At 72.0% G+C, this 21,137-nt stretch carries 35 protein-coding genes; 7 read left to right on the plus strand and 28 right to left on the minus strand.

What is annotated here, in order from left to right; all coding sequences use genetic code 11:
• The first annotated feature begins 36 nt into the window (after positions 1-36).
• A complete protein-coding gene (locus tag BLT97_RS35415) occupies positions 37-354 on the plus strand; it encodes a hypothetical protein (RefSeq protein WP_093617865.1) in 318 nt (105 codons plus the stop codon).
• A 3-nt stretch (positions 355-357) separates the two neighbouring features.
• On the opposite strand, the gene BLT97_RS35420 is transcribed toward BLT97_RS35415, so the two are convergent.
• The 3 genes from BLT97_RS35420 to BLT97_RS35430 are packed head-to-tail and all read right to left on the minus strand — an operon-like array spanning position 358 to position 1,945.
• Positions 358-861, minus strand: coding sequence for a signal peptidase II (locus BLT97_RS35420; protein WP_093617867.1), 504 nt, complete (start codon positions 859-861; stop codon positions 358-360).
• Positions 858-1,562, minus strand: a complete 705-nt coding sequence (locus tag BLT97_RS35425) for a cation diffusion facilitator family transporter (protein ID WP_093617869.1) — start codon at positions 1,560-1,562, stop codon at positions 858-860. The genes BLT97_RS35420 and BLT97_RS35425 overlap by 4 nt, the downstream gene beginning before the upstream one ends.
• Positions 1,559-1,945 carry an ArsR/SmtB family transcription factor gene (locus BLT97_RS35430; protein WP_093617871.1) on the minus strand — a complete coding sequence of 129 codons (387 nt, stop codon included), beginning with the start codon at positions 1,943-1,945 and terminating at the stop codon, positions 1,559-1,561. Before BLT97_RS35430 ends, BLT97_RS35425 begins: the two co-directional genes overlap by 4 nt.
• Before the next feature lie 54 nt (positions 1,946-1,999).
• On the opposite strand from BLT97_RS35430, the gene BLT97_RS35435 reads away from it, so the two are divergent.
• On the plus strand, positions 2,000-2,623 hold the full coding sequence (locus BLT97_RS35435) for a class I SAM-dependent methyltransferase (protein WP_245769727.1): 624 nt from the start codon (positions 2,000-2,002) through the stop codon (positions 2,621-2,623).
• Between the two features lie 5 nt (positions 2,624-2,628).
• Positions 2,629-3,243, plus strand: a complete 615-nt coding sequence (locus BLT97_RS35440) for a methyltransferase family protein (RefSeq protein ID WP_093617875.1) — start codon at positions 2,629-2,631, stop codon at positions 3,241-3,243.
• A gap of 234 nt (positions 3,244-3,477) precedes the next feature.
• On the opposite strand, the gene BLT97_RS35445 is transcribed toward BLT97_RS35440, so the two are convergent.
• On the minus strand, positions 3,478-4,734 hold the full coding sequence (locus tag BLT97_RS35445) for a hypothetical protein (protein WP_143041440.1): 1,257 nt from the start codon (positions 4,732-4,734) through the stop codon (positions 3,478-3,480).
• Positions 4,735-4,832: 98 nt separating this feature from the next.
• On the minus strand, positions 4,833-5,555 hold the full coding sequence (locus tag BLT97_RS35450; RefSeq protein ID WP_093617879.1) for a hypothetical protein: 723 nt from the start codon (positions 5,553-5,555) through the stop codon (positions 4,833-4,835).
• 142 nt (positions 5,556-5,697) lie between these two features.
• Here BLT97_RS35450 and BLT97_RS35455 point away from each other — a divergent pair, with 142 nt between their 5' ends.
• Entirely contained in the window at positions 5,698-5,913 is a 216-nt protein-coding gene (locus tag BLT97_RS35455; RefSeq protein ID WP_093617881.1) for a hypothetical protein, read from the plus strand.
• Entirely contained in the window at positions 5,913-6,404 is a 492-nt protein-coding gene (locus tag BLT97_RS37455) for a GIY-YIG nuclease family protein (protein ID WP_107407058.1), read from the plus strand. Before BLT97_RS35455 ends, BLT97_RS37455 begins: the two co-directional genes overlap by 1 nt.
• A gap of 66 nt (positions 6,405-6,470) precedes the next feature.
• On the opposite strand, the gene BLT97_RS35465 is transcribed toward BLT97_RS37455, so the two are convergent.
• The 23 genes from BLT97_RS35465 to BLT97_RS35565 form a co-directional block, all read right to left on the minus strand.
• A complete protein-coding gene (locus BLT97_RS35465; protein WP_093617883.1) occupies positions 6,471-7,316 on the minus strand; it encodes a hypothetical protein in 846 nt (281 codons plus the stop codon).
• Between the two features lie 97 nt (positions 7,317-7,413).
• A complete protein-coding gene (locus BLT97_RS38950) occupies positions 7,414-7,542 on the minus strand; it encodes a hypothetical protein (RefSeq protein WP_281251168.1) in 129 nt (42 codons plus the stop codon).
• On the minus strand, positions 7,539-7,976 hold the full coding sequence (locus BLT97_RS35470) for a hypothetical protein (RefSeq protein WP_093617885.1): 438 nt from the start codon (positions 7,974-7,976) through the stop codon (positions 7,539-7,541). Before BLT97_RS35470 ends, BLT97_RS38950 begins: the two co-directional genes overlap by 4 nt.
• Before the next feature lie 20 nt (positions 7,977-7,996).
• On the minus strand, positions 7,997-8,863 hold the full coding sequence (locus BLT97_RS38195; protein ID WP_176954007.1) for a helix-turn-helix domain-containing protein: 867 nt from the start codon (positions 8,861-8,863) through the stop codon (positions 7,997-7,999).
• A complete protein-coding gene (locus BLT97_RS35480; protein WP_093617887.1) occupies positions 8,860-9,207 on the minus strand; it encodes a hypothetical protein in 348 nt (115 codons plus the stop codon). Before BLT97_RS35480 ends, BLT97_RS38195 begins: the two co-directional genes overlap by 4 nt.
• 30 nt (positions 9,208-9,237) lie before the next feature.
• Positions 9,238-9,435 (minus strand): hypothetical protein, encoded by a 198-nt coding sequence (locus BLT97_RS35485; RefSeq protein WP_093617889.1) that lies wholly within the window; start codon positions 9,433-9,435, stop codon positions 9,238-9,240.
• Positions 9,432-9,959, minus strand: coding sequence for a hypothetical protein (locus BLT97_RS38200; RefSeq protein WP_176954008.1), 528 nt, complete (start codon positions 9,957-9,959; stop codon positions 9,432-9,434). The genes BLT97_RS35485 and BLT97_RS38200 overlap by 4 nt, the downstream gene beginning before the upstream one ends.
• Positions 9,956-10,156: a hypothetical protein gene (locus BLT97_RS35495; RefSeq protein WP_093617891.1), complete on the minus strand. Its 201-nt coding sequence runs from the start codon at positions 10,154-10,156 to the stop codon at positions 9,956-9,958. The genes BLT97_RS38200 and BLT97_RS35495 overlap by 4 nt, the downstream gene beginning before the upstream one ends.
• On the minus strand, positions 10,153-10,788 hold the full coding sequence (locus tag BLT97_RS35500; protein WP_093617893.1) for a zinc finger domain-containing protein: 636 nt from the start codon (positions 10,786-10,788) through the stop codon (positions 10,153-10,155). Before BLT97_RS35500 ends, BLT97_RS35495 begins: the two co-directional genes overlap by 4 nt.
• Positions 10,789-10,790: 2 nt before the next feature.
• Positions 10,791-11,552: a hypothetical protein gene (locus tag BLT97_RS35505; RefSeq protein ID WP_093617895.1), complete on the minus strand. Its 762-nt coding sequence runs from the start codon at positions 11,550-11,552 to the stop codon at positions 10,791-10,793.
• Positions 11,553-11,565: 13 nt separating this feature from the next.
• Positions 11,566-11,814, minus strand: a complete 249-nt coding sequence (locus BLT97_RS35510) for a hypothetical protein (RefSeq protein ID WP_245769728.1) — start codon at positions 11,812-11,814, stop codon at positions 11,566-11,568.
• 98 nt (positions 11,815-11,912) lie between these two features.
• Positions 11,913-12,350, minus strand: a complete 438-nt coding sequence (locus BLT97_RS35515; RefSeq protein WP_093617899.1) for a hypothetical protein — start codon at positions 12,348-12,350, stop codon at positions 11,913-11,915.
• A 5-nt stretch (positions 12,351-12,355) separates the two neighbouring features.
• The gene (locus BLT97_RS35520) at positions 12,356-12,658 is read right to left on the minus strand and encodes a hypothetical protein (protein WP_245769729.1); all 303 of its coding nucleotides are present in this window, start codon (positions 12,656-12,658) and stop codon (positions 12,356-12,358) included.
• On the minus strand, positions 12,628-13,224 hold the full coding sequence (locus tag BLT97_RS35525; protein ID WP_245769730.1) for a crossover junction endodeoxyribonuclease RuvC: 597 nt from the start codon (positions 13,222-13,224) through the stop codon (positions 12,628-12,630). The genes BLT97_RS35520 and BLT97_RS35525 overlap by 31 nt, the downstream gene beginning before the upstream one ends.
• The gene (locus BLT97_RS38805) at positions 13,221-13,676 is read right to left on the minus strand and encodes a phiSA1p31-related protein (protein ID WP_245769731.1); all 456 of its coding nucleotides are present in this window, start codon (positions 13,674-13,676) and stop codon (positions 13,221-13,223) included. The genes BLT97_RS35525 and BLT97_RS38805 overlap by 4 nt, the downstream gene beginning before the upstream one ends.
• Positions 13,673-14,491 carry an exonuclease domain-containing protein gene (locus BLT97_RS38205; RefSeq protein ID WP_093617928.1) on the minus strand — a complete coding sequence of 273 codons (819 nt, stop codon included), beginning with the start codon at positions 14,489-14,491 and terminating at the stop codon, positions 13,673-13,675. The genes BLT97_RS38805 and BLT97_RS38205 overlap by 4 nt, the downstream gene beginning before the upstream one ends.
• Positions 14,488-15,549: a recombination directionality factor gene (locus tag BLT97_RS38210; protein WP_245769732.1), complete on the minus strand. Its 1,062-nt coding sequence runs from the start codon at positions 15,547-15,549 to the stop codon at positions 14,488-14,490. Before BLT97_RS38210 ends, BLT97_RS38205 begins: the two co-directional genes overlap by 4 nt.
• A gap of 3 nt (positions 15,550-15,552) precedes the next feature.
• Complete coding sequence (locus BLT97_RS35540; RefSeq protein ID WP_093617904.1) at positions 15,553-16,383, minus strand: hypothetical protein; 831 nt, start codon at positions 16,381-16,383, stop codon at positions 15,553-15,555.
• A complete protein-coding gene (locus tag BLT97_RS35545) occupies positions 16,380-16,652 on the minus strand; it encodes a hypothetical protein (RefSeq protein WP_093617906.1) in 273 nt (90 codons plus the stop codon). The genes BLT97_RS35540 and BLT97_RS35545 overlap by 4 nt, the downstream gene beginning before the upstream one ends.
• Positions 16,649-17,179 (minus strand): hypothetical protein, encoded by a 531-nt coding sequence (locus BLT97_RS35550; RefSeq protein WP_093617908.1) that lies wholly within the window; start codon positions 17,177-17,179, stop codon positions 16,649-16,651. The genes BLT97_RS35545 and BLT97_RS35550 overlap by 4 nt, the downstream gene beginning before the upstream one ends.
• Complete coding sequence (locus BLT97_RS35555; protein ID WP_093617910.1) at positions 17,176-17,544, minus strand: hypothetical protein; 369 nt, start codon at positions 17,542-17,544, stop codon at positions 17,176-17,178. Before BLT97_RS35555 ends, BLT97_RS35550 begins: the two co-directional genes overlap by 4 nt.
• Entirely contained in the window at positions 17,537-17,890 is a 354-nt protein-coding gene (locus tag BLT97_RS35560; RefSeq protein ID WP_093617912.1) for a hypothetical protein, read from the minus strand. The genes BLT97_RS35555 and BLT97_RS35560 overlap by 8 nt, the downstream gene beginning before the upstream one ends.
• An 88-nt stretch (positions 17,891-17,978) precedes the next feature.
• A complete protein-coding gene (locus tag BLT97_RS35565) occupies positions 17,979-18,212 on the minus strand; it encodes a hypothetical protein (protein ID WP_093617914.1) in 234 nt (77 codons plus the stop codon).
• Positions 18,213-18,803: 591 nt separating this feature from the next.
• On the opposite strand from BLT97_RS35565, the gene BLT97_RS35575 reads away from it, so the two are divergent.
• Together BLT97_RS35575 and BLT97_RS35585 are read left to right on the plus strand one after the other, a co-directional pair.
• Positions 18,804-19,160 (plus strand): helix-turn-helix domain-containing protein, encoded by a 357-nt coding sequence (locus BLT97_RS35575; RefSeq protein WP_176954009.1) that lies wholly within the window; start codon positions 18,804-18,806, stop codon positions 19,158-19,160.
• A 578-nt stretch (positions 19,161-19,738) separates the two neighbouring features.
• Entirely contained in the window at positions 19,739-20,944 is a 1,206-nt protein-coding gene (locus BLT97_RS35585; protein WP_093617922.1) for a tyrosine-type recombinase/integrase, read from the plus strand.
• The last annotated feature ends 193 nt before the right edge of the window (positions 20,945-21,137 follow it).

Here is a 21,137-nt window from a genome sequence, read left to right on the forward strand (position 1 = left end):
GCGGTCCGGCCGGTGGCGGCGCGCGATCCTGGAGGTATGGAGATCGAGGTTCTGGTTGTGCCGGACTGCCCGAACGAGAAGGTGGCCGCCGACCGGCTGCGGCAGGCGCTGGATGACGTCGGGCTGCGCGCGGTCGGCTTCACCGTCCGCGTGGTCGCCGACCATGCCGAGGCGGAGCGGATCGGCTTCACTGGCTCACCGACCATCCGGATCGGGGGGAGCGATCCGTTCGCCGAGGAGGGACGGGCGCCGGGGCTGGCGTGCCGGGTCTACCGCACACCGGACGGCCTGGCCGGCGCCCCCGCGCTCGGCGACCTGCGGCGGGCGCTGAGGACTGCCGCGGGATGGGACTGACGGCTACGTCTGTGCGGGCTGCGGACGGTCAGCACGCCAGGAGAGGGCCACCAGGAGCAGCCCGCCGCAGACGATGAAGACGTCGGCGAGGTTGAAGGTGGGCCACCAGCCGGTGTGCAGGTAGTCGGTGACTCGTCCGTCCGGGGCGCGGTCGATGAGGTTGGCCACGGCTCCGCCGAGGACGACGGCCAGTGCACCGCCCCACAGGCGGGACGCCTTCGGCGCGGTGCGCCACAGGGCGGCCGCGACCGCGAGGGTGATGAGCCCGGTGACGGCGACGACGGTCCAGGCGGGGGCGTGGGCGGCGAAGGAGAACGCGACCCCGGTGTTGAAGGCGAGCTGGAGGTCGAGCGGGCCGCCCTCGGTCGGAGAGCCGGGCAGGGTCTGCTCGGCCCACGCTTTGAGGCCGAGGTCGGCGACGGCGAGAGCGGCGGCCAGGGCCAGCAGCCCGGCCCGGCGCTTGAGGGCGCCGGACCGGGCTACGCCCGTGGTGGTGGGGGCGGTCACTTGCAGCCGTCCGAGCAGGAGGACGCCTCGCCGGAGGCGGCGGGCTTGTCGTCCTCACAGCCGTCGTCGCAGACGAGTTCGCCTTCCCAGGCTTCCTTGCCCTCCATGATGGCGAAGGCTGCGATGACGAATCCGGCGACCGGGTCGAGCCAGGTCCAGCCGAACGCGGCGAACGCGAGCAGGCCGGCGAAGGTGGACACGCTCAGCCAGGCGCACAGCTTGGTCTCGGCGGCGTCCGCGACGACCAGGCGGGAGTTCATCTCCAGTCCGGCCTTGCGCTTGGCCCGCGCCAGCCACGGCATGATCACGATGGAGACGCCGGTCAGGACGATGCCGACCAGCGAGGTGTCGGGCTTCTCGCCGCTGAACAGGTCGCGGATGCCTTCGACGGTGACGTACGCGGCGAGCGCGAAGAAGGTGAGGGCGATGAACTTCAGCGCGCGGCGTTCCTTGGCCTCGTCCGGCTCGCCGCCCTTGATCTCCGCCAGCAACCGCGTCAGCACCACCACCGCGGCGGCGACCTCAATGGAGGAGTCGATGCCGAAACCGACCAGCGAGACCGCCCCGGCGACCGCGCCGGCCGAGATCGCGATGATCCCCTCGATCACGTTGTAGCCGATGGTGAACTTCGCGTACCGCACGGCGCGGTGCGCGGCCGGCCCCGTGACATCCGGCGTGGCGGCGGTGGGGGTGGTGCTCATCGGGCGGACTCCTCAGCGGCAGGGGTGGTTCCGTAGGTGGGGCACAGGTCGACGGCCTCGCCGGTCGCGGCGAGCACCTGCTCGGCGGCGGCCAGCAGGTCCAGCAGCTCGGGGTGCGCCAGCGCATGCAGAGTGGCCCGCCCTTGTGGCCGGGAGGTGATCAGCCCGCAGTCGCGCAGGCAGGCCAGGTGCGCCGAGACCGTGGACTGCGCCAGCCCCACGCAGGCGACCAGGTCCGTCACCCGCGCCTCGCCCTCGGCGAGCCGCCGCAGGATCGCCAGCCGGGCCGGGTCGCCCAGCGAGCGGAACAGGGCCACCGCCGCCGACGGCGTCCCGCACGAGGAGGTGGCCGTCGGTGCGGCCTCCGTGCTATTCATCGTCATAGGGCGATGATAGCTGTCGTTGCCGATGTCATCTATAGGGGTCGCATCATGCTGATGAACCGGACCGAGAAGGCGGCGGTCGACAATCCTGCCCGCCGCGCGCTGCAACGCTTCTACGAGGTCCCGGCCCTGCTGCGGCTGGCCGGCGGCCCGCTGCCGCCCGGCGCGAGGGCGGTGGAGGTCGGCTGCGGCTCCGGCTACGGCACGCGCATGATCCTGGACCGCTTCCGCGCCGCGAAGGTCGACGCGCTCGACCTCGACCCCGCCATGGTGATCAAGGCCCGGCGCCGTCTCACGGACCGGCCCGGCCGGGTCCGCCTGGCCGTGGGCGACGCCACCGACCTCAAGGCCGCGTTCGGCGCCGAGGGCGGCACCTACGACGCGGCGTTCGACTTCGCGATCATCCACCACATCCCCGACTGGCGATCCGCCGTCGCGGAGATCGCCCGCGTGCTGAAGCCGGGCGGGGTGTTCGTCTTCGACGAAGTCACCGCCCACGCCCTGGCCCGCCCCTCCTACCGCAAGCTGTTCGAGCACCCGGAGCACGACCGGTTCACCGCGCAGGAGTTCCTCGCGGAACTGCCGCGTCACGGCCTGGCGGTGACGGGCGCGTTCACCCGCATCAGCGGCGACTACCTGCTCGGGGCTGCCCGCAAGCAGGCCCCGGACCGGGGGTGAGGGCGATGGCCGCCTGGGCGCTGGTGCTGTTCGGTGTGTTCCTGCTGTTGGACGGCGGCGTGCGGATCGCCGTCCAACAGCGCCGGACCGGGGAGAGCGGAGTGCGGCGCCCGGCGGGGGTCTTCCACTGGTGCGCACGGCTGGCCAGCGCGCTCGGCGGTCTCGCCGCCGGCGTCGCGGCCCCGGCCGGGGCATTGGCCGGGCTCGGTCCGCTGCCCGGCCTGGACCGGCCCGCCCTGCGCGTGGCCGGGGTGGTGCTGGCCGCCGTGAGCATCGCGGCGGTCTTCGCCTGCCAGCTGGCCATGGGCGCCTCGTGGCGGACCACCGTCGACCCCGCCGAGCGCCCGGCGCTGGTCACATCGGGGCCGTTTTCGCTGGTGCGCAACCCCATCTACACCGCACTGACCGCGATGACCGCCGGGCTGGCCCTCGCCGTACCCAACGCCATCTCCGTGGCGGGCCTGGCCGCCATGGCCATCGGCAACGAGCTCCAGGTCCGCCGGATCGAAGAGCCCTATCTCAAGCGCATCCACGGTGATGCCTGGCAGGAGTACGCCGCCCGCACCGGCCGCTTTGTGCCCGGCCTCGGCCGCCTGCGTCGGACCGCTGCCAGCAGTTAGGACGCTGACTGTCCGGCGCGTGCATCGTCCGGGAGGCGCGGGCCGGTCACCTTAAGCACGCCCGTGCTGTCGGCCGAGGACAGCAGCCCGGCGACGCCAGAGGCTCCCCGTCCGAGCGCGCCGCCGATGCAGATCGTCGACCGCGCCGGGCGGAGCCGGGGGCAGCGGCGGCGCGGTCGGGATCGGTTCGCCGGCCGGGATGATCCGGGTCGGCGTGATCTCGTCAGGCGCCGGTTAGAGGTACGGGCCGTGCGGTTCCGGCCGGGGCCGGGCAGGCTCGGCCGGCTTCGTCTTGCTGCGGTCACGTGAGTTGACCGTGCGCACGTAGCCGTCGGTCACCGTGTCGAATCCGCGGCGGGTGAGCTGCGCCGCGATCTGCGTCGAGGTGAGGCGGGGCAGCGCATCACGGACGCGCCGCACCGCATCAGCCGCGGTGAGCTCGGCCCCGGCGAGGACGTCGTCGACGATCCGGTCGACCGGGTCGTTCGCGGGCTGCGGCTCGTCGGCGTCGGCGAACGCCCGCGGGGCGGGCGTCTTGGGCTGCGGCGCCGCAGGTGTTCGCGGTGCGGCGTTCTCAGTCGGCCGGGCGACGCCGAGCACGAGCTCGACGTCGAGCTCAGTCACGTTCTGACCGTACTGCCGCAGGACGTCGGCGAGTTCGGCCGGCGTGAGGTCGGGCCGCGACTCATGCACGACGCGGATCGCCTTCGTCGGGATCATGTCGGCGAACTCGGACGCGAGCAGCTCGCCCGCCTCGCGAGGGGCCGACCGCGGCTTGTCCTCGCTGCGCCCCTGCGGCGCGACGAGCTGCTGCGCGGTGGCGGCGGTCGATCCGTACACCGCGGCGTGATACGCCCGTGCGCCGTCGAGGCGCTGCACCTCGGCACTGATTGCGCGCTCAGCGGCGATCTCTTCGCGACGCTGCCGCAGCCATGCCCGCGGGCCCTCGCCGAGCGGCACGGCGAAGTGCCGCATCACGACGACCCACAGCCCCTTAGCGATCAGCGAGACAGCGCCGCCGACGCAGCCGATAACGAAGCTGCCGCGAATCCAGCCGTGCGCGACGATCGCGGCAACGGCGACCGCGAGGGCCCACCCGCCAGCGGTGCGGGCGCCCTTCGCGCGGGCCTGGTCGTAGCGGTCGAGCCATTCGATCGCGATGCACGTGATCCATGCCGCGTCGAACACGGCGGCCGCGCCGTAGGCGATCACGGAGATCACGACAGTGCCGAGCAGATCGCCGATGCTCGCGGTCGACCAGGCGACCGACAGGGCCGTGACGGCGACAGCGACCGAGGTGACGCCGACGAGCAGCGCCCGGTCGAAGTCGCGGGGCGGTACGGGCACGTAGACGTGATACGTCTCGGGCGTCTCGCGCGGCTCGCCGTTGATCACGGTCGTCACGGTCCGGGTGCGCTCTTCGAGCCGGTACCGGACACCGGGGATCGGCGGCGGCGTTTCAGCCGCCGACGGGTGGCTACGATTCTTCACGGATCTCTGTCCTTGTCGCTCTTCGCGGGGTGAGGGGGTACGGGGTCCTACGCCCCCGCCGGTGCTGCAATCACCGGCCGGGGCCGCTTCGTTGGGAGCTAAGCGGCGTCGGGCGTCTCGTCGACATACGCGGCCTTAGTCCTCCATGTGCCGCCGCACGTGCCGCAGCGCAGCAGCGAGTACAGCGACGGGGTGCGGCGTCCGCCGTTGAACGCCGAGTAATTCGCCCGCCGGACCACGACCCGCCACGACGGGCGGTGCGCCCGGTCGCGGCACGTGGGGGTGTTGCCGGTGGGCTGCACGGCACGCGGCGCCCACAGGGACTTGATCGCCTCGGCCGCCTCGTCGACCGAGGCGAAGAACCCGACAACGCCGTCGCGTCGCGCCGCACGCGGCGACCATACGGCGTATCGGCCGCGCGTCATGGTCGGACCCTCGTCGTCGATCACGCCCGCGTGGTCGCGGTCACGCCACACGAGCGTGCGGCCATCCTTGTCGGCGTCGGGCAGCACGACGAACTCGCCCTCGGCAGCGTCCTGCACGGCCTGTGGAAGGGGTTCGTCCTCGTCGGCCGGGGCGGCGTCCGCGGTGAGCTCATCGAGCTTGGCGACGCAGCGCTCGCAGCGGCCCCCGACAGTGCTGTCGGCGAACTCGGCGGTCGACCAGCCGTCGTGACTGGTCGTGTAGCAGCGCGGCCGGACGTTCTTCCGGCACAGCGCGACCGGCTTACCGTCCGCGTCGAGGCGGAACGCGTGGAAGACGAACCCGCTGTGCGTCGTCGACCAGATACGCCCGTCGGTGTTGACCAGTGTCGTCGTCATTCCGGGCCGCCCCTTCGGTTCTCCCCGGCTCATTGCCTGAGAGGTGTAGCTACACCTTAAACTGGTGTAGCTACACCGAGCAAGTAGGCCGACGAAAGGGCAGAAGATGACGCAGGTAGCTACACCCGAATACAGTCGGGCCATGTCGCCGAACCAGCCGAGGACCCCCGCCCGTCAGATGCGCATCGGGAGCGAGTGGTACGACTTCGACCTCGCTGTGAAGGCGCAGGGCAGCGAGCGCGCGGCGGTGGTGCGTGCGTTCATCGACTGGTACATCCGGCGCCCCGGCGCCGAACTCCCTGAGAGGCCCGATTCGGCGTACTGGCACAGCGCCGAGACCGAGACGGGCGGGGCGTAGTGCGCTCTCATCCGCATCTGTCGACCAAGCGCACCGCCCTGTACCGCCTGTACGACGCCGCCGGCGTGCTGCTGTACGTCGGGATCACTCACGATCCCGACGCACGATGGGCGTCGCACGCAGCTACAAAGCCATGGTGGGGCGACGTCGAGCGTCGGGTGCTGGAATGGCACGACTCTCGGGACGCGGCGGAAGTGGCCGAGGTCGAGACGATCCGCACTGAGCTGCCGCGGTACAACGTCGCCGCCTCGCCGCTTGCCCCCGGGCCGCGGACGCTCGATAGCTCCGAACTGCCCGTATCAGAAGCGAAAGGCAACCTGTCGAGCGTTGCGCGTCGCGTTGCCAGCGGGCGCCTTGTCTGGCTCGTAGGCCGCGGCCGAGCGCGAACGCGGCAGGCTGCCCTCGTGCCGGTCGAGATCGGCGAGCTTGTCGACCAGGCCGGCGGGCCGGACGCGGCGGCCGCGATCCTTCGGGAGCACGCCGCGAAGTAGCCGGCCACCGGACCGGGCGAGCCGCTGTCGCACCCCAACGCGGGAACGACAGCGGCTTTTGTGTGCCTATGCGGCCCGTGCGGCGGCGCGCTGTCGGCGCCGGGCCTCGGCTCGCTTGCGCCGCTGCTCGGCCGCGGCGAGGGCCTGTTCGAGGGCGACGAGCTCGTGCGGCGCCGCCCACGTGCGGCGCCCCTCGACGACCGGCACCGGGGCGCCACAGTCGTAACCGTTCTCGCAGGTCACGGCGTCCGCATCACTACCGCCGCGGTGCATCGTGAGCGTGGCGCCGCACCACGGGCACGGCCGGTCGTCCATCGGGTATGCGCGCCGCTGCTCGATCCCGACGGTCCGCTCGATTCGTCGCGCCGCCTCACGAGCGATACGGCCGATGCGGGCGCGCTGCGCCTCGTCGAGCGGGAGGAACGGACCGGCCTCGTCGTGCAGTCGCGCGAGCAGCCACTCGGCGGCCCGCGGCGCGGTGCGCTGCTCGCTCAGGTTGTACCGCCACCGCCGCTCGTCTGCGGCGTCGCGCATCGCGAGCAGTTCGAGGTCGAGGGCGGCCGCGTCGCCGGCGACCGCGCGGCGCGGCGGGGTGATCGGGGACCGTTGCACCTCGGCGGCGATCTCGTCGGCGAGCGAGCAGAGCGTGACCTCGACGGCGCGGCAGGCGTCGACGACGTGCAGCCGCAGCGGGGCGGGCTGCTCGGCGAGCACGAGGTGCTCGCGCTCGGGGGCCGCCGCGGCGCGGTCGAGGGCGGCCTCGGCGGCGTCGTGCGCATCGAGGGCGCGCAGGTACTCGGCCCCGGTGCGGGGCCGAGCGGTGTCGATCAGGTCTCGCATGTGCTGCCAGTGGTCGAGGACGACGCGCAGGTCGTCGGCGGCGATACGGGCGGGGCGGGCGGTGTGCTGCATGGTGTGCGCTCCTGGTGGTGCGACGGGGCGTAGGGTGATCACACCGCGTATGGGGCGCCCCGGATTGCTTGCCGGCATGGGGCGCCCTGCTTGTGTTTCAGCGGCGCCGCGGGGGCGCCTCGGGGCGGGTACGGGACAAGGGGGCGGGGTCGCGGCGGCACGCCCACCAGCCGAGGGGCACGCACGAGACGGCCCAGACGGCGACGACGACCAGGACGACGGTCATCGGCCGGCCTTGTCGGCGAGCGGCCGCACGGTGGCGGGCACCGCGGCGTCGAGCTCGGCGTCGTCGACGACGGCCGCGGTCGACGTCCACCGCAGCACGCGGCACTCGGCGCCCGACAGCGAGGCCGATATCGCATCGCGGGTGGTGCGGGCGGCGGCCGGGGTGCGCAGCGCGAACGCCATTGGCACCCACGCCCACCGGTCGCGCCGGGCGCCCGCTTGCAGCCGTGCCTCGACGGTGTACTCGACGTCGCCCTCGGGCAGTTCGGCGAGCTGCTGCGCGTCGCCCCAATGGGGTTCGTCCTCGACGACGGGGTCGAGGTGCTCGCGGCAGTCGGCGCAGCGTCGCGACTTCACGAACCCGGCCGGGCTCTGGTGTTCGCCGGTCACCTCCCACGACTCGTGTGCGCACTGCTCGTCGTCGGGTGTGCTCATGGGTGTCGCTCCTGTGTCGGTCATGCCGCGACCCCGAAGATCGCCGCGAAGAGCTCGTTCGTCCGCTCGCGCATGGGCCGGTCCTGCAAGCACGGGCCGGCCACGCACAGCGGCACGTCGCACGCCCGCGTCACCCGGCCCTCGGGCTCACGGCCGGTGTGCAGACGGAGGGCGAGGCGGGCCGCCGTGACGGTCGTTCCGCGCCACGACACGACCGGGGTGCCGTTCGCCCGCGTCCCGCCCCACACGAGGTGCCCGCCGTCCACAGGCTGTGCGTAGCGGCGAAACGCTTCTTCCCACGAGCGGGCAGGCTTCAAGGGCTGCACCTCGGGCAGCAGCGCCCGGTCGTCCTTGTCGGGGAACTTCGCGAGGTACTTGCAGCGGGCGCAGTACGCGGTGCCGTCCGGCTCGAACCGGCCGTGCTCGGCGCGTTCGTGGCCGTACCGGCACCGGCCAGTGAGCGGCCCCGGGTGCAACTCGGCCCGCGCGGCGAGGCGTTCGGCCTCGTCCTGCACGTGCGCGGGGGCGACGCAGTGCTTCACGCCGCACTCGGCCTTGACGTAGCCCTGCGCGTCGCGGCCGGTCCGCATGCGGAACGCGACCGCGGCCGGGCTGTACGACTGTTCGCGGTACCGCATCACGGGCGTGCCGCTGCTCGACCCGCGCTCGCCGGTCCACTCGACGTGCCCGCCGTCGGCGGCCCGGGTGTTCGCCGCCCACTTCTCGTCGAGCGTCTGCACACGCTGCACGATGTTCGGCAGCCCGAGGCCGCGCCGGATGCGGGCGACGGCGTGCCGGTCGGTGTGCAGCCGGCGCCCGATCTCACCGTTACTCAACCCTTCGCGCAGCAGCCGCGCGATTGCGTCGTGCTTCGGGTGCGTCCTCATGCGTCGCCGCCCTTCCGGCCGGCCGCGGGCATGAACCGGGCGATGTTCCGGATCGCGTGCGCCTCGGCGAGGTCCCATGCGTGATGCGCGTCGGTGATGATGCGGTGCCGCTGCTCGATCAGCGTGTGATGCGCCGCGACCGCCTCGGGCAGCGACGTCGGCTCGGGGTTGCCGAGGTGCGCCTCGATCCGGCCGACGGCGGCCCGGTCGAGGATCGCGTCGAGCTCGGCAAAGAGCGGCGCATCGGTGTGCGGCTGCTTGTGGCGCCACATGCGGATTTCGTCGAGGGCGGCGCGGCAGACGCGTTCGACGCGCTCGCCGGTCTGCTCGGGTTGGGTGGTCATGGTTCCTCGCGGGGTGTTCATGGCGGGCGGTTACAGGGGGCGCAGGTCGTCGACTGCGCGGTACGGGTCGATCTCGTGCGGGGACCGGGTCGCGGGGCGGGCGTATCCGGCGAGCGGGTTGTCGGGGCCGGGGTCCTCGTACAGCTCGGCGAGGTCGTCGTCGCTCATCTCGGCGAGCGCGTCGAGCTCGTCGTCGTCGAGGTCGTCGGCGTCGAACTCGACGGTCATGCCGCGTCCCCGGGCCGGGTCGTGAGCCACGGGCCGAGGGCAGCGAGGACGGCGTCGACCCGTCCCTCGGTCCGGTCCGCGACGCACCGGCACGGCGCGGTGCGGGTGCAGTTCGGGCACGGCACCGGCCGCCGCAGCGCGTGATCGAGCACGCGGCGCAGCACGAGCGGCGCGGCCGCCGGGTCGAGCGGCGCCCCGCCGTCGCCGGCGGGCACCGGCTGCTCGTCGTCCTGGTCGACGAACACGACCTCGGTCGCGCCCTGGTGACCGTGGATCGCCTCGACCGAGACGCGGCCGCGATCCCAGAACACGACGCTCGGATGCTCACCGCGCCACCGGATCGACGCCGTGCCGTCCGGCCACAGCACGCCGTCGGCGACGTCGCCGGTCCCGCTGATGCCGGACACGTCCACGCGGCGGCGCAGCACGAACCGGCGCGGCGGCGCGAGTTGCTCGTCGGCGTGCACGATCCGCGCGCCAATGAACTGCGGGCCGGGCGCGATCTGCGAAAGGTCGTCGGTCATCGGGTGCCCCCTTCGGTAAGTGCCGCGAGCTGCGGCTCGGCGGTGATCTGCCAGCCCTGCGCCGCGAGCGCGCGCACCGCGTGCCGGGCCTGCGTCGCCGGGGTGGCATTCGGGTAGTCGGCGACGGCGTCCTCGATGGCGGCCGCGATGACCGCGACACACGCGTCGGCGATCGGCTGCTCGGCGGCGGCGGTCATGCGGCGGCCCCTTGCTGCGCGGCGTACGCGTCGCGGCGCGAGGGGTGCGTGCCGGTCATCGGCCGGCCGCGCTTCGTCGTTTGGCACGGCCGGTGCGGGGCCGCCTCGCACGCGGGGCAGCCGACGGCGAGTTCGGGCGGTCCGGTGGGCCCGGCGGGCTTGTCGCGCTTGGGGAAGAGCGCGGCCTTCGCGGCGAGGTACCCCTCGGTCGCCGGGGCCGCCTCGACGGTGCGACCGACCCGGCCGACGAGCTCGGGCAACTCGCGCGGCTGCTCGGCCCCGGTCATGACCGCCGTACGGCCGGCCCGCAGCGCGGCAACGTAGGCGTTGCCGTACTTGTCGTCGGGGTCGAGCTCGGGGTGATGGCTCGGCTCGAACGTGCCCACCTGCCGCGACAGGCGCTCGCGGACGGTGTCCCGCCACCGCGCCGTAATGTCCTTCGGCATGATCGGATAGGCGCTCTCGGCGTAGTGCCGGCCGACCGCCTCGCCCGCGTAGTCGAGGGGTACCTCGCTCAGCGCGACGGCCCACATGCGGACCTGCGCTTTCTGCTCGGCCTCGTCGGTCTTCACGACCCGGTCGTCGACGAGGCTGATCTCGCCGAGCAGCCTGATCACTTCCTGTACGTCCACTGTCAGACCTCCCCGGTCTGCTCGAACAGCCGCGCCAGTCCGGCGCGCTGCTGCTGTCCCTTGGTCTGCGGGGCGTTGAACGGCACGACGACCCCGCCGCCCGGGGGCGGGTCGGTGCGTTCGTTCTCGGCCCACTGCTGCCACCGACCGCCCCACGCGACGGCGCACGTACGGTCGTCGAGCTGCCGCTGCACGAACTTGCGGGTGACGGCGGCGAGTTGCTGGTCGGTGAGCTGCTCGCGGCCGGATTCGGCGCGGGCGAGCTGCGCGGCCCGCACGTCCGCCTCGCTCGGCTGCCAGTCGGCGGGGATCGGCTGCGCGCGGTTGTGCCCGGTGCCGTTCGCGCCCGGCGTCTCGTCGAGGCGGGGCTGCCGCGGGGCGCCGCCCGGTCCGCCGTCGCCCCCGGCGCCGCCCGCACGCTGCCGCCGCTTCTTCTCCGCCTCGCGTTCCTTGCGGCCCTGCACCTGCGCGCGGGTGGGGTTGTATTCGAGGTAGTCGTGAATCGCGTACTCGTCCGGCCCCGGCTGCGCGCACTTCGGATGCGTGCAGGTGTGCCCGCGCTCGTGCCACAGCCCGACCGTGACCAACTTCGTGATCTGCGTCTTCGAGCCGTACATGCGCGCGACGGCGCCGGGCACGATGCCGTCGGTCAAGTGCTGCGCCGCGTACGTCCCGCAGCGCAGCCACAACCCGAGCGCGGCGTTCCCCGCGGCGACCACCTTCGGGTGGCTGTGGGCGCTGTCGTCGACGGCGAACCAAGACATGGGGGTGAGCTCCTTAGACGAGGGCGATCTGACCCTCGGGAACCGAGGACGTGCGGGCGGCGCGGGGCCGCGGCGGTGCGGCCGCGGGGGCGGTGCACTGGTGGTCGATCACGTGGGGGTGTGGGCAGGCGGCCCGGTGAGAGGGCCCGGACCACACCAGGTCGGGCCCGTCCGCGCGGCGGCGCAGGCACCAGTCGAGGCGGTTCGGCTCGCGCAGCTCGGCGGCGGCGGCCGCGGTCAACTCGGCGACGTCGGCGGTCACATCGAGTGCCGCGCGACGTCCGACGAGCTGCCGCAGAACCGTTTGCCCGCAGCGGCACCGCGTACGGCGCGCGCCGTTGCTGCTGCGCGAGGGCCGGGTCATCCGTACTGCTCGACTCGGGTGCCGTGGCGCTTGCGGTCGAGGTGCGCCTGATACTCCGACTCGGTCGGATGCTCGGCGAGGGCATCGGCGACGGCGTCCTCGGCGTCGTGCGCGCCGGGGCCGAGCTCGTCGAGGGTGTCGTTCATCTTGCGGCGGCGCATCATCGCGCGCATGACCTCGGCGACGAGCTGCGCCTGCCGGTCGTCCTGCGCGACCTCGGCGAGGGTGATGCGCACCTTCACCTGCGGGTCTTTGTCCTCGCCGTCCGCGTGCCCGGTGTACGACTTCGAGGTGAGTTGCACGATCGCGAAGACGCTCGTGCCGGGCCGCTCGAACAACCCGCGCCGCTGATCGGCGGTGAGAGCCATCTGCAAAAACCCGGCCCCGCTGTCGACCTTCACCTCGACCTCGGCCTCATTGTCGATCTTCGGCATGGGTGTCACTTCCTTCGCTTGCTGTCTCGCTGAATCCGGCGGGCCGACCGCAGCGCGGCCCGCTTACGCACGTGGGGGTTGGGGCAGTCGTCGCGCATGTGGCGCTCGGCCCGGATCACGAGGGACGCGACCGCGTCGTAACCGACGGCGTCCTCGGGCGGCAGCCCGCACGAGCACGCGAAGTCAGCCGAGGCGAGGCTCTTCGCCTTCGCGTGATCGAGGCGCACCCGCAGCCCGTAGCCCGGGTGCGGGCCGCATATCGACGGGCCGATGCCGCTCATACCGACCGGCCCCGCAGCGTCGGCCACGCGACGACCGACAGCCGCTTGCGCTGCGCGCTCGGCATGGTGAACAGCGGGGCGCCGGCCGCGTCGTGCCCGGCGGCGCGCAGCCACCATGCGTCGCACTGGTCGCCGCCCTTGTCGTCGGCGAACTCGGCGCCGGCCGCGAGGTACGCGGCCGCAGCCATCCGGGCTTTGTCGGCGTTGCCGTAGTCCGTGGCGTACTTCTTGAGCGTCGCCGGGGAGACCAGGGCATACGGCACGCCCGCGTCGAGTAGCGCGGCCTTGACGACGCCGTGCACGCCGCCGATGCCCTTGACCGCGGTCGCCTGCATCTTGGTCGGCAGATCCTCGACGACGGCGAGGTGCGGCCGGTGCTCGGCGAGGTCGTCGGCGACCGCGTCGCGAATGTGCAGCAGCCTGCGGTCGACGTCGGCCGCCCGGGTCTTGATCCGGTACGTCGTGCCGTCGGGCAGGCACACACCCGTCGACGTGATCGACAGATCAAGGCCGATCACCCGCAGCCCGGCGGGGGCCGCGACCACGTCGGCGAGCGGCGACGCCGCGCCCGGCGCGACGAGCCCGGCGGTCACGCCTCGTCCCCGAACACCGGGGCGAGCGGCCCGTACACCGCGCGCACGACGTCGAGCGGCTCGGACACCGACCCGTCGCTGCTGCGCATGATCGGCGTTCCCTGCCGGTCGAGGCTGCCGTGCCACCGCCACGCCTGATCGGTGACGTCGCGCCACGCGAGCGAGAGATCCCACGCGTGCCCGGTGCCGTCCGTCCACAGCCCGCGGGCGCGGTCGAGGCTGCCCGCATGCGCGATCAGCGGTTCGCCGGGCCGGTCGTGCTGCGGTTCGGGCTGCGGCAGGCACGGGCCGACCGGGTGCTCGGCGGCGAGCTGCGTCCCGACGTCCCACAGGATCGCGGCCGCCCGCATCTTGCACATTCCGGCGCCGTGTACCTCGGTGACGCCGTCGGCGTCGATCGTGACGACGAGCGAGTGCTCGTCGAGGTCGACCAGCTTGATTCGGTGCGTCATGCGGGTGCCCCCTCGGTAGCGGACTCGGCCCACGGGCGCAGCGGCCACGCGCGGTCGACGCGCGCCTCGGGGTCGCTCTTGCGGAAGTGCTTTTCGAGCCCCTCGGCTTGCTCGGCGGCGAGCCGGATTTGCAGGTGGTGCAGCGCCTCGACGTCGAGGTCGGCGAACGCGTGGAACCGCGGCCGGCGGGCGGTACGGATGTGCTCGGGCCACTGCTCGCGGTCGGTGTGGGCGAGCCACCCGATCCGGTACGCGATCCGGGCCGACATGAGCGCGTCGTACTCGCAGCCGTGCGCGTCGTCCTCGACCCACGGCAGCCCGTAGACCTGCGCGAGGGTGATGAGCTGCCGCGCGCCCTGCGTCTTGCTCGGGCGCTTGCGGTACGGCAGCGCGTGCGTGTCCAGCACCCGCGTGTCGATCACGGGCCACAGCACGTCGTCGACGAACCGGTCGAGCAGCGTCGGCAGCCCGTACCGGCGGCACTCGCGGTCGAGCAGCGTGAGGTCATAGGCGACGTTGTGCGCGACGATCGGCACGCCCGTGCCGAGGTAGCCCGCGAGCGCGGCCGCGATCTCGTCGACGACCTCGACGGCCCGGCGACCGTTCGCGCGAGCGTGCTCGGTCGTGATGCCATGCACCGCCGCGGCGCCCTCGGGAATCTCGACCCCGGGGTCGGCGAGCCACGACGACGACACCGCCTCGGCGCCGCCGCCGAGCCCGATCACGGCCGCGGTCACGACGCGGTCGGCCTCGACGTCCGTGCCGGTCGTCTCAAGGTCGAACGCGCACAGGCGCCCGAGGTGCCACGGCGTCACGACGCACCCCCGCCGGGCTGCGCGACGGCCGGCCACGCGGTAGGCGGCTCGGCGTCCTCGACGATCTCGGCCTCGACCGCGCCGTCGTCGTCGAGCTCGTCGTCGTCCTGGTCGTCGTCCTCGACGACGCCGGTCCGCGGGTCGACCCCGGCCTCGACGTCGCGGGCGATCTGCATGAGCTGCTGCGACAGCTCGTCGCCGCCCTTCGGGTCGACGTGCCCCGCCTCGTTCGCCCGGCGCCACACCTGCCGCACCTCGTCGGCAGTGCGACAAGCGCGGGCGTCGGCGAGGTAGTCGGGCCGCTCGGCCGGGGCCGCCGCGATCGCCGGGCGGTCGAGGCTGCTCGGGTCGAGCGCGGCCGCCGTCGAGATCGGCCCATTGAGCGCGTGCCGCAGCTTGGGCAGCGACGGCACCACCATGACGACGGGGAAGTTCTTGGTCTTGCCGTTCGCGACCCGCGTGCGCTGCTCGATCCACATGCGGACCGGCATCATCGACCGGCCCTCGGTCGCGGCGAGCACGGTGTCGATCCCGCCCGCCATGGCGTCGGCCGCGTAGTAGCTCTTCGATTCGAGCCGCCACACGCCGAGGTCGGGCAGGTCGGGCAACATCACGTTGATACGGCTCGTCGGCTTGCAGACCTCGCGAGCCGACCGCAGGTGCCAGTCGTCGCCGTACTGCGCGAAGCACAGACACGGGCGCCGGGTGAGCTGCTCGGTCTCGCCGTCGCAGCGCCGGGCGCAGCCGCCCCCGCTCCACATCTCGTACGACTGCGACAGCGGGTCGCCCTGCGGCAGGATCGCGCGCAGCTCGCTCGCTTCGGTGATCACGCGGAACTGCGCGACGGATTGGTTCTGCGGCGTCCATTCCTCGACGCGGCCGCCGTACAGCTCGGCCGCCGCGGCGACGTAGTCGCGCGAGTGGCTGCTGAGTACGAACGTCTTGCTCTTGACCGGCACCGGCCGCTTGTTGGGGTCGGAGTGCGGTCGGCTGTAACCGGTGCGGATACGGCCGAGCTCGGCCGCCTGCCGCTTCATGGTCATGATGCGGGAACCCATGGGTCACGCCGCCTTTCGTTCAGCAGACCCCGGCGCCCACGGCGGCAGGATCGAGGGGTATTCGGCCGGCGCCTCGTGCAGGTGGCGGGCACTGCGCAGCGCGCCGAGGAACGCCCGGAACACCGGGCGGTCGGAGGGAAGTTCGATCAGCCGGTGCGAGCGCGGCCGCAGGTTGAGCACGGCCGTACGGCGCGGCCGCGGCGCGGGCACCTCGGAGTCGTCCGCGAGCAGCGCGGCCTCGGCCCACCGGTACGCGGCAAGCTGGTAAGGCTGCTCGGCGTAGACGGTCGTCGCGGGCTTGCGCGCGCTCGTCTTGTAGTCGATCAGCCACAGCTCGCGGCGCCCGCGCGGACCGGTCGGCAGCCACAGCCACAGATCGCCCGTACCGGCGTAGCCGTGCGTCCGGTTGAGAACGGTCGTCTCGACCGCCTCGACGTCGCGGTCGAAGTCGACGCGCCACAGCCGGAACCACTTCGCGAGCTGCACCGCGTACGGCTCGACCTCGGGGTCGGCCGGATACGGGGCGCCGATGACGATCGCGTGCGCACGGTGGTGCACGCGCGAGCCGAGGTCGGCGGCCCGCTCGCGGTTCGTGTTCGGCAGCGCGACGAGCTCGCGGCGCAGCGCGGTCGGCTCGGTCCGGGCGCGGCGCGCGACCGCGATCGGGTCGGCGATCACGTGATCGGCGACGAGCCCGGCACCCCACGGCACAAGCGCCGGTTTGTGGACCGACGAGCCCGCGGCGTTCGTGACGCTGATCAAGTCCGGGCCCCCGGCGGGGTCGCGGTAGTAGCGACCCCGCTCGGTGGCGACGGCGTTCTTCGGGTCGGTCACCGGGCGCCGCCCTCGCGGTCGGCGTTGAGCAGCGCGACGAGGTACTCGGCGAGCTTGTACGACTCGCACTCGACGACCGGTTCGGGACAGCAGACGTAGACACTGCCGTCGTCCTCGTCGTGCCCCTCGTCGGTGCACGCCGGGGCGAGCCCGGTCGGTTCGTCGGTGCCGTCGGTGCTGTAGCAGGTACGCCACTCGGGCGCCGCGTCGCCACTCATGAGCTTGAGGAACTCGCGGACGGAGCGGCGGGCCTGGTCGAGCCGGGTCACGAGGACTCACCACCCTTGGCGAGGGAGCTCGCGAGCAGATCGGCCTCGCCCTGCGTCGGCAGCGTCTTCGCGCGGCGGCGGCCGTCCTGCTGCCACCGCACCCGCCAACCCGAATCGGTCTGCTCGGAACGGATCGCGGACGCCGGGCCGCACGCCTCGTCGCTGCCCTCGGCGGGGATGCCCCGCTCGGTGCGGAATTCGGCGATCGCCTCGTCACAGCACACCGGTTCGCCCTCGACGCTGTGCTCGTCGAGCCGACTGCGGGGGTTCGCAGCGTCGGCCGCGGTGAGCACCTCCCACGTGAGCCCGCAGAACGAGCACTCGTGGCGGGTGTCGTACCGGACGATCGCGGCCTCGACGTTGTCGACGTGCCGCCCGACGGCGGTCGCGATTTCCTCGCACCGCTCGCGGTACGCGGCCGCCGGGTCGCCGCTCATGCGCTCGTCGGGGATCGTGAACGAGCCGCAGTGGCCGAGGGCGCGCGGCGTCACCTCGACGCGGAAGTTCTCGCGGATGGTCACCTTCACGCGGCCGCACCGCCCTCGGTGCGCTGCGTCGGGACCGGCTTCGGCACGGCGATCTTCCGCAGCGTCTCGGCGAGCCGAAGCACCTGCGCGCCGTAGACCGGGATCTTCGTGCTCGTCTCGTCGACCAGGTCGGCGACGAGGGACTCGAACCGCAGATCGCTCGGCCGCTGCACCTCGTGCGGGTCGGCCGGCTGCGCCTCGGCGAGCTCGTCGAGGCGGTCGGCGTACTCGTCGGTGAGCAGCAGCTCGACGAGGTCGTGCACGACGTGCTCGACGAACGAGGCGACGTCGAGCGTCGCACCGGCCGGGATCGCCTCGGCGTACAGGCGGAACGGGCCGTCAACGGGCATGTGCTGCTCAGACATTGGCCACCGCCCGTCGCACGTCGACGAGGACGGCGTCGCCGTCAACGACGGTGGCGTGCACGCGGACCGCGACCTTCGAGCCGTCGCCGCGTACCGGCGTCTCGGTGCGAAGGGTCCACAGCGCCGCGTCGTCCGTGTGCGGGCCGCGGTGCACCTCGCCGCCGAGGTGGTACAGCCACCGGCCGAGGTCGTCGGAGTCGGCGACGATGACGTGCACGGCGTCGGGGCGGGCGACGAGGGTCGGGGCGGGCAGCGCGAGGTACGCGACGGTCGTCTCGACGGCGAGTCGGTTGTCGCTCGTCTTCGCGTCGTCGCTGCGTGGGGGGTGGATACGCTGTGCGATCACGGCGATCGCCTCACAATCAGTTCGGTGGTGAGGGGTGAGCCGAGGGGCCGTTTTCGGAGGCCAGTCCGAAGCGGCCCCGACGTGCGTTTCAGGCGGTGGCGGCGAGCTCGGTCTGCGCGGTCTGCTCGGCGTGCCACCGCTCGCACTTTTCGAGGCAGAAGCGGCGGCCGCGGCCCGCGAAGGGCTCGGTCGGCATGCCCGCCTTGATCCACTGGAGGATCTGCCAGTCAGAGACGCCGTAGTACGTCTCGATCTCGCGCTGCGTCAGCAGCGGGACGAGCCCGCCGGGCAGCGTGGTGACGCGGTCAGTCTTCTTCGGCATCTGCCCTTGACCTTTCTACTGTCACAGTCAAATCTGTGGGCATGGCTGTAGGCATGACAAAGAGGTCTTGAAGCGGGGTAGGGGTTCGTCTGTGCAGCGCCTCGACGATGACCCACGCCGTCCGCCAGTCGCACCGCGTGCGGGCGGACTTCCCGCGTCCCGCAAGGCGACCGACGGTGGCGCTACTTACGCCCTTACCCGCGGGGTCGACCCGGCGGGTCGCGTCGGCAAGTCCAGTGATGGACAGGCCGGCGGCCTTCATGGCGTCCCGCAATGGCTGACCGTCGCCCTTGCGTTTCAGCTTTGGCATGTTGACCTCGTGCCGGTTGGTGCCCGTGTCACTCCAGAACCGGGGTGATGTGACGTTTTTACAGTCACAGTCACAACCATGTCAACGCGGCGCGTTCGAGACTCGCCGAGGAACTACCAGGTGGCTGCGCCACTCGAAAAGATGTTCTACTCTGGCCGCTCAGGCACAACGAGGTGCGCATGGCGGGGAGGCCGTGCCGCTTCTTAAAGAACGAGCCACAACTGCGGCACGCTTCTACTTTCGCTTGCGAAAAGTAGAAGGTGGGCGGCAGTCTTATGCGCGTGGACGACAAGGACAACGAGACAATCGCGCAGGTTCTCGCGGAGCTGCTGACCACGTACAAGGTCAACGGCAGCGACGTCGCGCGCGCGATCGGCGGGTCTCCGTCCACCGTGAGCACGTGGCTTGCCGGCAAGCGGACACCGCGCGATGACGCGATCCGCAAGATCGCCGAGGCGTACCCGAAGTACACCGTGCAGCGCCTCACGGCAGCCGCCGGCCGCAAGGCGCCGGCCCCGCTCAGCCCCGACGCGCGGCAGCGCATCCTCGACGTCTTCGACCGGCTGACCGAAGAGCAGCAGCAGATGTTGACGATCCAGGCGGCAGCCCTCGCGGAAAGCAATCGTCACTCGTCATAGTTGACCCGCGAACAACCGTCCGCGCAGGTCACAGCGGTTACGCCCAAACGGAGCCCCTCACTCACGGTGAGGTTGCAACCACAAAATCGGGCCTAAGTGCGTGCATCTCCCACGGGGACGCGTTACCTTCGATCGAGCGAGCGTGCCCGAGTCCTCCCCCTCTGGCATATGACTAACCGACAGTCCGTCATGCCTTCGGGGGGAGAGTTCATGTGTATCCGTGTTCGGTACGCACCGCGCCGTGAGCTCACAGAGCCATACGACGCCGCCCGGGGCCTGATCACCATCCCGGGCGAGTTGCGCGACCGATACGCGCTCTCCGCGGTTCGCGCCGTACTGGCCGAACTCCACATCCCGCAGGAAGAGCACGGTGCACTCTGCTGGTGCGGAGAGCCGATACGGCTCCCCCGCGTTCCGCAGCAGCGACAGAACGCAGAGGTGATCAACAGTGACGCGTAAGACTCGGGCCTCGACGAGGCCGAGCACCGCCACGGCAGACGCGAGGCGCCGCCATGCCTCGTAGAGCAGCGAACAACCCCCGACAGCTCCGGTCGAAGTCGTGCGGCTGCGCCGCGTGCATGGAGGAGTACCCGCCCGAGCAGCACGGCGAGCGCAAGCGCCGGCGCGACTGCATCGGCTCGTGGCAGGCCCGATACCGCGACCCGGCGGGCAAGCAGAAGGCGAAGAACTTCGCGAAGAAGAGCGAGGCCGACGACTTCCTCGACGACGTCCGGACCCGCGTCCGGCGCCGCACGTACAACGACCCCGTGCGCGGAGAGATCAGCCTCTCGGAGTGGTGGGCCCTGTGGTGGCCGAGCCAGCCGAAGAAGGCGGTCACGACCACGAACCGGAAGCTGTCGAACTGGTCGGTCCACATAGAGCCGAAGTGGGGCAAGTGGCGGTTGTGCGACCTCGAATACATCGAGTTGCAGAACTGGCTCACGAACGAGGTGAAGGGGTACCACACCCGGAAGAAGTGCCTAGAGCTCTTGAACATGATGCTCCGGGGCGCGGTCAAGGACGGCAAGCGCATCGCGTTCAACCCGGCCGCCGAGGTCGACATCGAGGCGGCGCCGAAGAAGCACGCCGACGACGTGCGGCCGCCGACCAAGGAACAGTGCGCGCTCATCCGGAAGCACGTCCCGATGTACTACCAACCGCTTGTGATCTTCCTCGAAGAGACCGGGCTGCGGTGGGGCGAGGCGACCGGCCTGCGGTGGGAAAACGTCGACCTCGACGCTCAGCACTTCAAGGTTAAGGAGGTGCTCAGCGAGGACAACGGGAGGCTATTCCGCAAGGCGGCACCGAAGAGCGTCGCCGGGTTCCGGACCGTACCGCTCACCCCGGCCGCGGCCGACGCGATCCGCGTCATGGTCAAGCGGTGGCGGCCCCGGGAGACGGTGACGCCGATCGGAGACGACCCGTACGACCTGGTCGCCGACGAGCTCGTGTTCCGCGGCCCGCAGGGCGGGGTACTCACGCGGCACAACTTCCGCCGCACGTGGGTGCCGGCCATCCAAGACGCGGGCCTCGCCCGCAAGGTGACGAACCCGGAGACGGGGCGAACCGAGTGGTGGCCGCGGGTGCACGACCTGCGGCACGTCTTCGCGACGTGGCTCAAGGATCTCGGCATTGACGAGAAGGACACGCAGACGGTCATGGGCCACGATCGAGGGTCCAAGGTGACATGGATCTACCAGCACTCGCCCGAGGACGTCGCGGCGAAGGTGCGGGCGGTCATGGCGCCGGAGACGGCCGGTGTTCGAATGCTCAAGGCCGTATGACAGCCAGAGTCCACATAGAGTCCACAAACCCCCCTCGACGAGTCTCGGCGAGACTCGGTGAAACACATAACTGCACGTCAGAGCCCTTGTCAGGGGCACTCGGTGAGTCTCGGCGAACCTCGGCGAGACAGGAAAACGATCTACGTTTTCTCCTAAAGCGGGTGTCGCAGGTTCGAATCCTGCCGGGGGCACT

This window comes from Streptomyces indicus (genome assembly GCF_900100315.1).
GTDB classification, from domain to species: domain Bacteria; phylum Actinomycetota; class Actinomycetes; order Streptomycetales; family Streptomycetaceae; genus Streptomyces; species Streptomyces indicus.